General features: G+C 49.5%; 13 protein-coding genes and 1 pseudogene. 7 read left to right on the forward strand and 7 right to left on the reverse strand.

The genetic code is table 11. The annotated features are described in order from the left end of the window. The first annotated feature begins 11 nt into the window (after positions 1–11). From E4633_RS15085 to E4633_RS15115, 6 genes and pseudogenes are all read left to right on the forward strand, one after another. Positions 12–329, forward strand: coding sequence for a zincin-like metallopeptidase domain-containing protein (locus E4633_RS15085; RefSeq protein ID WP_162605010.1), 318 nt, complete (start codon positions 12–14; stop codon positions 327–329). Between the two features lie 254 nt (positions 330–583). Beyond that, positions 584–925 (forward strand): hypothetical protein, encoded by a 342-nt coding sequence (locus tag E4633_RS15090; protein ID WP_246038161.1) that lies wholly within the window; start codon positions 584–586, stop codon positions 923–925. A 149-nt stretch (positions 926–1,074) separates the two neighbouring features. Continuing rightward, positions 1,075–1,440: pseudogene (locus tag E4633_RS15095) on the forward strand (JAB domain-containing protein); the annotation flags it as partial. Positions 1,441–1,980: 540 nt separating this feature from the next. Further along, a complete protein-coding gene (locus E4633_RS15105) occupies positions 1,981–2,988 on the forward strand; it encodes a tyrosine-type recombinase/integrase (protein WP_135871401.1) in 1,008 nt (335 codons plus the stop codon). A 63-nt stretch (positions 2,989–3,051) separates the two neighbouring features. Beyond that, entirely contained in the window at positions 3,052–3,720 is a 669-nt protein-coding gene (locus E4633_RS15110; protein ID WP_135871403.1) for a hypothetical protein, read from the forward strand. Positions 3,721–3,827: 107 nt separating this feature from the next. Then, on the forward strand, positions 3,828–4,364 hold the full coding sequence (locus E4633_RS15115) for a hypothetical protein (protein WP_135871405.1): 537 nt from the start codon (positions 3,828–3,830) through the stop codon (positions 4,362–4,364). An 86-nt stretch (positions 4,365–4,450) separates the two neighbouring features. On the opposite strand, the gene E4633_RS15120 is transcribed toward E4633_RS15115, so the two are convergent. Both E4633_RS15120 and E4633_RS15125 read right to left on the reverse strand, forming a co-directional pair. Continuing rightward, positions 4,451–5,545, reverse strand: coding sequence for a PIN domain-containing protein (locus tag E4633_RS15120; protein WP_135871406.1), 1,095 nt, complete (start codon positions 5,543–5,545; stop codon positions 4,451–4,453). 667 nt (positions 5,546–6,212) lie between these two features. Beyond that, the gene (locus E4633_RS15125) at positions 6,213–7,196 is read right to left on the reverse strand and encodes a hypothetical protein (RefSeq protein WP_135871408.1); all 984 of its coding nucleotides are present in this window, start codon (positions 7,194–7,196) and stop codon (positions 6,213–6,215) included. A 547-nt stretch (positions 7,197–7,743) separates the two neighbouring features. Between E4633_RS15125 and E4633_RS15130 the strand changes: the two genes are divergently transcribed. Continuing rightward, positions 7,744–8,181 (forward strand): nucleoside deaminase, encoded by a 438-nt coding sequence (locus tag E4633_RS15130; RefSeq protein WP_135871410.1) that lies wholly within the window; start codon positions 7,744–7,746, stop codon positions 8,179–8,181. Positions 8,182–8,364: 183 nt separating this feature from the next. Here the strand turns inward: E4633_RS15130 and E4633_RS15135 are convergent, their stop codons facing one another. The 5 genes from E4633_RS15135 to E4633_RS15155 all read right to left on the reverse strand — a co-directional run bounded on the left by E4633_RS15135 (position 8,365) and on the right by E4633_RS15155 (position 12,081). Further along, the gene (locus E4633_RS15135) at positions 8,365–8,955 is read right to left on the reverse strand and encodes a fibronectin type III domain-containing protein (protein WP_246038163.1); all 591 of its coding nucleotides are present in this window, start codon (positions 8,953–8,955) and stop codon (positions 8,365–8,367) included. Between the two features lie 571 nt (positions 8,956–9,526). After that, the gene (locus E4633_RS15140) at positions 9,527–10,195 is read right to left on the reverse strand and encodes a lipid-binding SYLF domain-containing protein (RefSeq protein WP_135871412.1); all 669 of its coding nucleotides are present in this window, start codon (positions 10,193–10,195) and stop codon (positions 9,527–9,529) included. Positions 10,196–10,365: 170 nt separating this feature from the next. Next, positions 10,366–10,767 (reverse strand): bacteriohemerythrin, encoded by a 402-nt coding sequence (locus E4633_RS15145; RefSeq protein ID WP_135871414.1) that lies wholly within the window; start codon positions 10,765–10,767, stop codon positions 10,366–10,368. Positions 10,768–10,839: 72 nt separating this feature from the next. Then, entirely contained in the window at positions 10,840–11,778 is a 939-nt protein-coding gene (locus E4633_RS15150; RefSeq protein ID WP_135871416.1) for a DUF4382 domain-containing protein, read from the reverse strand. A gap of 33 nt (positions 11,779–11,811) precedes the next feature. After that, positions 11,812–12,081: a hypothetical protein gene (locus E4633_RS15155; RefSeq protein ID WP_246038165.1), complete on the reverse strand. Its 270-nt coding sequence runs from the start codon at positions 12,079–12,081 to the stop codon at positions 11,812–11,814. Between the last annotated feature and the right edge of the window lie 86 nt (positions 12,082–12,167).

Raw genomic sequence — 12,167 nt, forward strand, 5'->3', positions numbered from 1 at the left:
GATTTTTTGAAATCTTTGAGGACACAGCATTCCATGAGTTGATCCACAGCACTGGTCATGCAAACAGGGTAGGGAGGAAAGGGGTACTGGAACCTTCTTACTTTGGGAGTCATGAGTATAGCAAGGAAGAATTGGTAGCTGAGATGGGAGCTGCTTTCCTATGTGGTGTAACGGATACAGAAAATAGGACCATTGACAATTCAGCAGCCTATATAGCTGGATGGCTTAAATCTCTCAAGAACGATAGAACGCTAATCGTGATGGCAGCGGCCCAGGCTCAACATACCAAAGATTACATATTTAACAGGAAAGGAGGTGAAGACGACTAAGACTCAGCAGAATAGACCTAGCAAGAATCCCACCTCAGCAGACCAAACTTTTCCATCCACAGTAACATACCTCTCTCTCATTATTCAGAATCATTCGCAGTAATTATCTGTAATCTCACAACTCCTTTTTTAGTTGGACCCCACAGGGATTATTACCCGCCAGAGACATTTGAATCAAGTGCAGCGCCAGAACCATAGAGCCAAGCCACCAAGAGCCTGGCTTTTTCTATTTCCAAGGAGGTAGTCCAATGTCTATGACACCGATCACCCCAACCCTCAAGCTCCACACCCACCAGGACAACGATGGAATTTACATCAACAGCATGATCATGAAGCACAAGGGGAACAATTACCACCTCTACGTTGGAACCAACGACATCATCTACATCTACAGCGAGAGCATTGCCCTGTATGTTCTCACCGTAAACAAAGAGCATGGAATCATCGGGCTAAACGCCTATATGCCACCAGAGCCATTCCCCATCAACAGCTTCTACATACACTCATCAAAGGAGATCAAGGACCTATTTGGCCTACAGTGGGAGCAGCTACCTGCACTCAACATAACCCTGAAACTCATCAACTACCTGATGTAAGGAGGATTACCATGACCATCGACACCTTATTCGGACCAGAAGAAGTACCAGCACCTAAGCCCAGGGTTATCAAGCTCAAGACCATCAAAGCCGTCTACCAGACCATCACCGTCAACGACACCATCACCGAGTACCTCAAGCCCAATACCCGCTATACGTCAGCATCCCAAGTCTTCGACACCTTCAGCTTTCTCAGGCATGAAACGAAAGAGCACTTCATAGCTCTGCATCTTGATGGGAAGAATCGAATCGTGTGCTGCGATATGGTAAGCACTGGCTCCCTTAACCAGAGCATCGTTCATCCTAGGGAAGTTTTCAAGACGGCCCTTCTATCATCGGCAGCAGCAGTAATCCTCATACACAACCATCCGACAGGAGACTCGACACCCTCTACGGAGGACTTTGAGATAACTAAACGGCTGAGAGAAGCAGGAGACATGATCGGAGTTCGTGTTTTGGACCACATCATCATCGGTGACAGCCATTACTCATTTACAGAAAGGGGGCATATATGAAATGCGAGTATTGCGGGAGGACACTAAGGTATGGGGATACGATTCATGGCATCAAGTATGGGACGTTGACCACTACCGGATTCAAGGCAGCATCAGACTCAGCGGTAACGGTGATATGCGGACCATGCGGGAACAAGGTTTACCAGTATGTGTACTCCTCACTTGACACCAAAGCATTGAGCTACCCAACTATCTTCAAAATGGTAACCGAGCTTACCTCCCTTATGAAGAACGGATATAAGCTGATCCAGCACATAGCTAACCTTCCAGCAGCAGACCAAAGAGCCCTTAATCACCTCGTTTCTACCTGTCAGCAAATCAAGTAGCCCCTCCACCAGTAATCCTTCCAAAGTAAGCTTTTGCTAATCCCGCTAGTAAAACCCATATCCATCTGCCTCTAAGTCTAAACACCCGCCACTAGTCAAATTTGGAAGCCGAGTAGCCATTCACACCACTCAGTAATCCCACCACTAATAAGCATCACAACAACTAAGGGCCATAGGCTCTTTTTATGTACCTAAGATCAAAGGAGGTATCACCATGGCAGTCTACAAACGAGGAGCTAAAGCAGTGTACTACATGAACTTTATTGTTGATGGAGTCAGAGTCAGCAGGAGTACCGGCAAGTTCAGTAAGAAGGATGCCAGATTAGTTGAAGCGGTCGAGAAGAAGAGGATGATGGTAGACGGTGCATTGTCTCCGAGGGAGAGAGCAGCAAGGATGCTCTTGAGTGTTGCAATCCAGAGGACCTACGATGAGAGGTGGAAGGACAACAAGGACGGACTCAAGGCTAAGCGATTAGCTGAACGTGCAATAGACCTGATAGGAGACATCCCCCTCAGCAAAATCGAGGACGAGACCATCAAGCGTCTGGTGAAGAAGTTGGAGGACTCAGGTGTCAAAGGAGCCACCATCAACCGATACCTTGCAACGATAAAGACCCTGTTACGCCATCACCAACAACCTTGGGAACATATCAAGCTTAAGAAGGAGAGCAAGGGCAGGATTCGGGTACTGTCCAAGGAAGAGGAGGTGACGGTGGTATCTCTGCTACGGGATAGTGATCACGGAAAGAATAGGAGCTATTACCCGGAAGCGGCTGACTTGGTAGAGGTCCTGGTGGATACAGGATGCAGGTTGAGCGAGATCTTGAACCTCAAATACGAGGACATCAACTGGGATACCAACCTCATCAGCATCTGGATCAACAAGGGAGACAACCCCAGGAGTATCCCGATGACCAAGCGGGTAAGGGGGATACTGCTGGCAAGGCAGGGACGTAGTTCTGTTAAGCCCTTCACGCTCGACATTGACCAAGCACAGAAGGCATGGAGTTGGGCAAGGAAGAGGATGATGCTCGGTGGCGACAAGGAGTTTGTCATGCATGCCCTGAGGCATACCACGGCGACTAGACTCCTTGCCAAGGGTATCGACATCTACACGGTAAAGAGTTATCTTGGCCATTCCACCATTCAGGTGACGGAGCGGTACGCACATTTGTCCCCTGGTAAATTGGCAAATGCAGCTGAAATACTGGATGAGTTTTGATCGCTAAGGCTGGAGGGGCAATCCCCCTTGCCCCTCCAGTCACATCAACATCTATGGAGTTGTATGAACTTACCATCAGAGCAATTTGAAGTCTTAGCCAACTCTCTCCGTATTTTTCCTGAGCGAATATTGCAGTTGGGGTATTACGTAAATGAGGTGCGAGACCCAGAGGAAGGTATTGCTAATATTGAAGCTGCCTTTAGAGATGTACTGAACCAGTTCTATGGAATGATGGGAACCCTTAAAGATTCAGGCGCAACGCAGTCATTGTATGAACATACAGCAATTACTACGTTGCTTTGTCTTAGGCATTCAGTCCAGCACCATTCTGGTAATGTAAGGAATATGTTCCGAGATGTAATTTTAAATCGCATGGATATCAAACTTGTTCAAATAGAGTATGGAGCCTCTGATAAGGATAGAGGCCGGTGTCCTTTTCCTGTTAGTATTACTTGGTATGAAGATTCAGTAATGCATAGTAATTATGCAAAGAAATGGGCAGAAATTGCAAGGTTTCTTAACTTAATAGAACTACAGCGCCAAGCACGTAACCAATCTATTCCGTGGGATAACATATATGTGGATGCAACCTCGATAATTACAGAGGCAGTTGCAACTCTGTGTAAATTGTATAGTGGGCACTTTTCTCCTTCAGGGTATGACAGTAGAGTGTATTATGGTCATTTTATAAATGTCGAACCACTTAATATGTCTGATGTAACATTTATCTGAGGACACCTTCCTACTTGTAATAACTTAGCTATTATTTTTAAAAATCTGCTACTTGTGCTGTTTTTTAAACAGATACTATGCATCCCGCTTCAATCAGAGGACAAATAATGGATTTCAAAATATTAAATGATAAGTTTCTGAGGGCAATCAATCAAGTCCTAGAAATGGATAGTCATCTCTTGGTACACGATATTAACGAGCCATGCATTTCTCACAGATTGGCCATGTACTTGGCTAATGAATTCCCGGATTTCGACGTTGATTGTGAATACAATGGTGATGTAGATGCTGAAAAAGGAAGAAAATACATAAAATTATTGCGCAGTACAGCAGAGGTTCTTGGTCTTGTAGAAGATGCAGGGCAAGCCGGCGAGGTTGTCAACAGATGCATATATCCCGATATTGTCGTTCACAAAAGAGGTAAAAATGGTCCTCATAACAACCTGCTCGTCATTGAGGTTAAGAAAACTTCAAATCCTATCACTGGGGATTGGGACGCAGAAAAACTGAGACGGTTTACATCTGGGGAGTATGAAAACCACTTTGAGTATATGTACGGTGCGTTTGTGAAGTTCACGGTAGGGGGAGATATTGGTTTTGAGCTTAACTGGTTTTCTGGTGGTGAACGTTGGGAGGGGAAATGACCATTGATCGCAGCATCATCCAAGTATGCTCACCCTGAGACCTGGTAACGAGGTTGATACTGCACTTACAGTTGGGAGTTGATGTGTCACCCTTTTTTTACTATATCTATAATGTCAACGTCATAGGAATGTATATCTGATGAAGTGGTTACCAACACAATTGACATAGAAATAGCAACAGAGAAAGTCTCATACTTATGACAAAATAAGCCATCTATTTTACGTCCGAGATATGACCTAACACTGTCATGGTTGTGGTAGTCAATTGAGTTGATGTCAATTCTAGATTTAATATTACTTTCAAAAGAAACTGATAAGAAGAATTCACCAGAGGACAGTATAGCCGATTTGTTAATGTTAAAGTTGTTGATGTTGTCAACTTTGCTGATTGATACGGAATTGATGTTGATTGGAAGTCCTAAATATTCAAGGATGACTTGTTTTTTTGTACTTTTGGTCAGAGCTGTTGCTAAATTGTTATGCAGCCACAAAGGCAGTGGATGCTGATCGAACCCTATGTCAGACAACTTGGCATCTATACTTTTAACACTGGCTAGTTTCGGATAGATAAAAGCTTCATTGAAGTCCTTCACTGACCTGAAAAGGGTGACGCTATGTCGATCATGCAATTCTTCCTTTAATTCAGCAGCAATACCTTCATTGTCACCAAAGTCAGTGACGTTATCGGTGATAAAGGCAACATCATTGTGTCCCATTACCGCCAACTCAGTCGTGACCAAAGCTTCTTTGATTGTTTCCCATATCAGACAGTCACGATATCCTGTCCCCTTTGGTTTGAATGGAAGCTTTCGAGCAAGGTCTCTCTGGACTACTATGTGGTGAGCTATGGTAGGGTAGGGAAGTTTTTTTATTTTGTGCTTCCGGAAGGTGTTGACAAGAGATGTGTTATACTTATCTCTATAGTGTTGCAGAGCCTGGGCGTCGATGTCGTTTGATATAGGTGCTTCTAACATTTCATCAAGTTCAGACATTGCCTTAGAGATGATGTTTAGCCTCGAAGAAACCTCTTCGGTAAATTTGTTAACCACTTCATCAAAAACTACCTGAGGCACGCAAACTATTGACTTTATGAGGGCGATATTGTCTAGCATCACCGAAGTCTGAGGCTTTGTCAGGTAAAAGTCTTTAAAGAAGATATTGGTATCAAGGACTATTGGCATTGAATAATGTCTCCATCTCGCCTGTAGCTTGTTCGCAAGGTATCATATTGAGCTCTGCGAGACAACAGGCCAACGTTGATCACAGCAGATTCAGGTAACAGAGCGGTATGCTCACCTGAGACCCGACATATTGGTTACAGCTGCGGAAGCTCTGGAAATGTGACTTCGTAAGTAAGTGCTTGTTGTCCTATTGAAAATAAGATAGAAATCTGGTTACACTTTTGGTTACACAACACCCACTAAAAGCAGGGTGAAGGTCTTGTGAGTATCTTTGATTTTAGCTAGGTAGCTAGAAGTATCAAGCGGTTACGGTGATCCCGTCATTCCCAGGTTCGATCCCTGGCGCCCCAGCCAATAAAAAGAAGGGCCAGCTTGCAGAGCTGGCCCTTTTGTCGTGTCGACGCCCTGTGTGCTTTGATGGAATTCATAAGAGCGTTTGCGCGTCACCTCAAGCCCCTCCACTCTCTGCGGCATCCCTTTGCTGACACTCTCAAGCCGCTACACGTACCATAGACGTTGATAGCTGACTGATGGGACACGCAAAAACAGCATGACAAAAGGGAGGTATGGCAACATTGGATCCCTTTCAGCGTCCCCCGTAGCTTCCTCTGTAGAGGACCATCGCCCCCCCGCCTAAAAATGGCCCGTCACCTTCGTTAATCAGGTACTAGGTCTCTCCGATAAAATAAATGTCGCTTATTACGGTGTAATCATAGACCGCGGCTGAGTCGGTTTTTTGTGTGTAGAAAAATGGATGCAGATTATTAGCACTGGACGCGAAACCGTCGAGTGGAACTGTGGCGTCTGGTGATTTAGAGTGTGAATATAAACCCTTTACATCGGAAATATAGACTCTCAAATCCCCAGGACGAAAGTCCATTGCATGTATTCTGCGTTGACCTATTGCCTGGGTTAATTGGCCATTATTGTTCACCAATACATCGATAACTTTTAAACCGTTAATCTTTCTTACAGTCCAATTACCAGCTGAACCATTGTCAGCTCTGTATAGACCAATGGATTTAGTACCAACTGCGGGAGTAAATGGATCAGCAGGGTTGTTAGTTAAACCGAAATACACAGTCTTGCCGCCAAAACTCGGAGTAGATCTCGTAGAAGTCTCTTGAAAATAAAAATACAATTTACAATAAGAGCCACCTTGCATAAATATGTTTGGCGTCGTTATCGTATGAGATGAATTAAAGGATGTTTGCGCGAGCGTCAACTGATTGCGGCCACCGCCAGTTGAGAATGAAGCGGGGTTTGTTCCCCCACCAACTGTGACCTCCTTGATATATTGCTGCGTGTTAGCGGCCAATGATGCTGTAACCGAAGTGGTGTCTCTCCAGTCTATATGGACATGAGGCTGAAACAGGTTTAAAGGGGTCTTGAACATGTTAGTATACTGTGCCTCTTGCGGACCCCATACAATATCCTGTTCAGGGCCAACCTGGATAAGAGTGTTCAGTGCCTTATCGTACGGCTGGACACCCCACAAGATAGGTTGAACTGGATTATGCCCATCGTTGGCGCCCCGCAAAAAGACATTTTTATCCAAATACAGATCATTGCCGATGATTTGCACAGGTGCCGCTATTGCAGGCAGTGCGGTTATGGTAATTACAAGTAAGGCAAGAAGGGTGTCATTCATAGCCGTTCTCCTTAAAGTGTCTGCCACGTAGTTCCTTCTTTCAGTATTAGAGTACGGTCGCCTGGATTTAAGTCAACGCCGGCTAAAGCAATATGGGGGCATTTTTTTGAGTTTCACGCGTCCGAATGGCGTGCCAGTCGCCTGCGGTTGCGCCGCTCCCCTGCAAACCGGTTTCCCTCAAAACATCGGCTCTCCGCGCGCCGTCCCGGCAGGCCGACAGCCGGCACCCTAAAAGTCTGGAAGGACCGGCCGCAGACACGGTGAAGCATCTTTGACTACATCGAGCCGTTCTACAACCGGAAACGGATTCATTCCTCGCTGGGTATAGGATCCCAAACTCCCCGTTATCGCCTTGACCTTCTGCCTGCCGCTTCGCCCTCGGATTGGTGCCCGTGCTAAAGTTCTATAATGTGACGTCGATACGTTAAGTGCCTGAAATGACGCCTGCATGGATGGCCGGAACGTGGCTGGAACCAAGATCGCGGTCCGTATCGGCCGGGATCACGGTCGAATATTTTGCGCACCAGGTGCCGTCAAGGGAGAACCAATGGACATTTACATGCAGTCAGCCATCGAAGAGGCAAAAAAAGGACTCGCGGAAGGCGGCATTCCAATCGGATCGCTGCTTGTGCACAAGGGGATCATCCTTGAGCGAGGACACAACCGGCGTGTGCAAAAGGGGAGCTCGATTCTTCACGGAGAAATGGATGCACTGGAGAATGCCGGACGGCAGTCTGCACAGGTCTACCGGGAATCGGTGCTCTATACGACCCTGTCCCCCTGCTCCATGTGCAGTGGAGCAATCCTTTTGTACGGTATCCCGCGGGTTGTTATCGGCGAAAACAGCACGTTTATGGGAGATGAAGAGCTGCTCCGCTCCCGCGGCGTGCATGTGGATGTGCTGCAGGATCAGGAATGCGTCGCTATGATGCGTGCGTATATCAAGGAAAAACCTGCACTGTGGAACGAGGATATCGGGGTGTAGCTGGATAACTGCTAGCCTGACCACCTTGCGACAGCAACTGACCACGTCTGCCACTTACACGGTACTCCCCTCGCCGGTGACGCAACCACGCCTTATAGGTCCGGAAGGCAGGGATAGTCAGGAAACAATAAGAGCCGGCTCGCAGAGCTGGCTCTTATTGTTTGTCGCGTCTGTTGTGCCCCCTTAGATGGCCATCATGCTTATGAAGTTGGACCAGGGCCCCGTGGCGTGCGAGCTTACCGCCCTGATCCTGAAGTAGTACAATCTGCCGGGCGTCAGGTCAGTCATTTCAATGCGGTTGACGCAACCTGAGGTGATATGGTGCCTCCAGTTGCTTTCCGTGAGAGGATCACCCTCGCAGATCCAAATCTCATAGCTCTTGGCCCCTTTGACCGCAGAGCCCCGCGCAACGATTATTTGTCCCTCGTAGACCAGTCTAAAGTTTTCCGTTGCGCCAAGGCCTGCATTGGCTCCAAGTTTAGTGATGGGTTGTTGCTGCACTAGATCAAGTTTCTGCGGGATGTTTGAGTCGTATTTTCCGGTCAGCAACGCCACGCCGTGCAACAAGTTGATGATGTTGAGAGCGTAGTTACGCGCCGACGCGAGTTCCTCCTCCTTCTCAGAGGCACCACCCAACACCTCGCTGAATATGCTGCGGTGTCGCTCGTGAGCCTGCTGAATCTTTTCGAGATCCGGCATCAAGGTGTTAATGCTTTCCAGGATGGACGGATCCTTGGCCAAGTTAGTAGCGAGTTCTCCGGTCTCACGGATCACGTCCTCGCCGCTTCCGCAGTCCTGTTGTCTGTAGTCTGGTCCTCACCTTTTCACTGGTGAGGCCCCAACCCGATGCCATGTTTTGGACTTCGGGAAGTTTCATCTTATGATTTGAATCTTATTTTTACTCCTAGTGTTCCGTACTTTCCATAGCGGATAAGAGCCGGATGTACTGGGTATCTGCACGATGATCGACGGGGCTGCTTGTGGCGGGGCTGTGTAGTGCTGGAGCGGATATGGACGGTCGATGGAGGCAGGGACGCGGTCTGGACATGTTCGAGTCGTTCGCCGGGGGCAGTCGATGAAGCAATGCGAGCATCTCAAGTTGCAGCGGTCCGCGGGGGCATGGAAGCGTTGGATACCGATCGAATGAAGTTTCCACAGTGGCATTGCCGATGGCCATACTCGTTCCTCTATAAACTGCTAACCATGTCGCAGCGTAACCGGGAGTCAAGCTGTGGCGAGTTGTTCGGGCAGAAGTTGATAAGGGAGGCGTGAATACCTAAAAGAGGGAAAATGCGAGGAGGAGTGGAGAACGGCTGCCCCCACGTGCGGAGGGCAGCCGAAGCGGTTAAAGCTGTTGCAGGAGTTCGCTCACCTCAGGGGTGCGCTTGCCTCCCTGGCCGGACAGTATGCTCTTGGGGGTGATGTCTTTGCCGTAGAAGGAGGCATTGGCTTCGTCGTCGATCATGAGGGCTGCGCCGTTAAGGGCGATGCCGGCGAAGAGCCCGCGGCTCCTCGAGTAGGAAAGGATCTCGGCCTTCAGGGTGACGTCGGTGGCCCCTTCGGCACTGCGGCCTACCGGACCTGCCGCCACGGACGCGTCGGCGCCCAGGGTGAATTTACCTTTCAGAGCGCCCTCCACGCTCTTTTTGGTCTTGAAGACAAGGATGAGGTCGGTGGATTCCGCCCCGATTTGCCACCCGAGGCTTCCGCCCGCAATCTTGATGAAGACCGGATCGGTCCAGTTTCCTTTTTCATCACGGACCGTCAGCACTCCCGTGCCGTACCTGCCGCCGACCACGAACCCTACCTTGATCACTCCTGGAATCACCATGACCCCCTGGGCGTTCTGGAGGAGCGCGGGTGGGATGCTTTGCTCAGGGATGGCCTTGATCGCCTTGACTACTTCGATGCAGTCCTCGATCTTCCGCGTCTCACCGGCAGCGAAGGCCGGCGTGATGCTCGTCCCCAACAGCAGGGTAACGATCGCCGCGGTAATCAGTCTTATCGTTCTCATGGATGATATCCTCCTTTGTTGTCACTCAAATACTACAGGTAAATGATACGCCTCCACCCAACTTCGGGCGCGGCTTTTAATTCAGGCATAAAAAAGCCGGGTGCGATATCCTGAATCGCAACCCGGCTGTCTCGTTAGTGACTGGCTCTCTGCCCGTTTATGAGCCGTGTTCAGGTTCGTCGTGGCTGGGAATCGAGAAATCTGCCGAACTCCGCGTCGCTCTCGCGCATGTGGTTGGTGACCCAAGAGCACAAAAACCAGAGCAGGTCAACGCACCCCCTTGTATCCAATCCGCTTCTTTTTTTCAGCAGGGCTATCTCGGTTTGGAAGTGCCGATGCTCTTCCTTGTGAGCGGCGAGTTTCGGATAGAGAGTTCGCTGCATCCAGCGTTCCTCGCAGTTGAACTGCTGAATCGAAAAATCGATCAGGATCTCCAGTACCCCGGGTTCTAACGTGTTGTTTTCGCGGAAATGGTCGTAGCTTTTGTTGAGATACTGCACCAGGTGACGGTGGTACTGGTCGATCTCTTGTATGCCAACCAAATAACAGTCCTTCCATTCAATAATAGGCATACAGCCTGTTCTCCTGTTCTAGAAGTCGTGCCCGGTCGTCCCCCCGCGAGGGACGGACCGGGCACATAAGGATCACTGGTTGGGTGTCAGGGTGATCTCACCCAGAGATGTTTCGTGGCCGGCGGTGACCGATACCGCAGCCGACGAGTACAGGGCGAAGCCGTTCGCGCTTATGAAGGCCTTGTAGCGGTCAGTCTCGCTGGTGCTGGCTGGAACGAAGGCGGAGAAAGGCGCCTGCCACTTGCCGCTTGTATAGGTCGCGAAGATCTGGCCGGCAGCGATGGGGTTGATGTCGTTGGTGGTCCCGCGGTGCTTGACGGAGACGGTGGCGCTGCTCCAGTTGACGGACGGGTTACTGACGTTGCCTGCGATGGAGCCGAAGCTTTCCAGCATCTCCTGCATCTGTATGAGCCTTATCCCGGTGGGCTTGAAGTTGTATTGTCCGCTGTTGCCGCGCTTGACTACGGCCGTGTTGGGGTCGAAGTCGATCATGACGGCGTTGATGACGCCCGGCTTGACCTCGATTGGTCCGAGGATCTTGAGCCCTGATTGCTGTCCACTTGGCGTGGTTAGCGGGATCTTCGTGTTGGGATCACTCGCCAGGACGAGGTAGTTGACCGGATCCTGGTTGCCGCCCGGGTTCGGATCAAGAATGAGGCGAATCTGGCTGTAGGTGCCAGCGGGGAGGGTGAGGTCGCCCAAGGTTTCCTGGCTGAAGCGCAACTGCATCACGTCCACCGACCTGGCGGTGGTGTAGCTTGCGAATACGGGGAGGGCAGGGTCGTTGTCGGCGGCGTTTTCATGCCCCGCGGGAACGAGCCTTATCTCACGGATGGATATGAAGAGGTTCTGGAATTCTTCGCTTTGACGGTCGGTGATGGCAAGCTTGAGTGTTCCCTTGCTGGTGCTGCTGCTGCCGCCTCCGCCGCATCCTCCCAGGTACAAGAGGGCTGCGGTGACGGTGCAAAGGGCGATGAGCAGGTAACGGTAGGAAACAAAGATCTTTCGCATGGTGATGTCCTCCTTTTGTTTGGAGATCCGCTGTTAGTCACGATGATGCTTTTTGTGTCCTTTCTTCTTACCGTGGTCGTGGTGGTCCTTCTCCTTTTTCTTCAGGTAAACCCGCTGGTGGTCCTCTACGTAATAAGGGCGCCCGGAGTCGTAGTAGATGTGTACTCCCGGGGGGGCGGGGATGTAGCCGTTTAGCTGGATGTTGACGCCGACGGTTCCTGAGTGGCCTGTCGTCGGGGTTGCCAGCATGAAGCAGGTGAGAGCTAGGGCAGCTAGTGAGGTTGAGGGTGGTTTCATGCGCATGTCGGATTCCTTTCGGGATGGTATTTGCCCCGTCTTTTGTATCCCGAGTTCAAGCAGGGAATTCTCAGTCTCTGTCTCAAACTCCG

Source organism: Geomonas terrae (genome assembly GCF_004791675.1).
Classification (GTDB): Bacteria; Desulfobacterota; Desulfuromonadia; order Geobacterales; family Geobacteraceae; genus Geomonas; species Geomonas edaphica.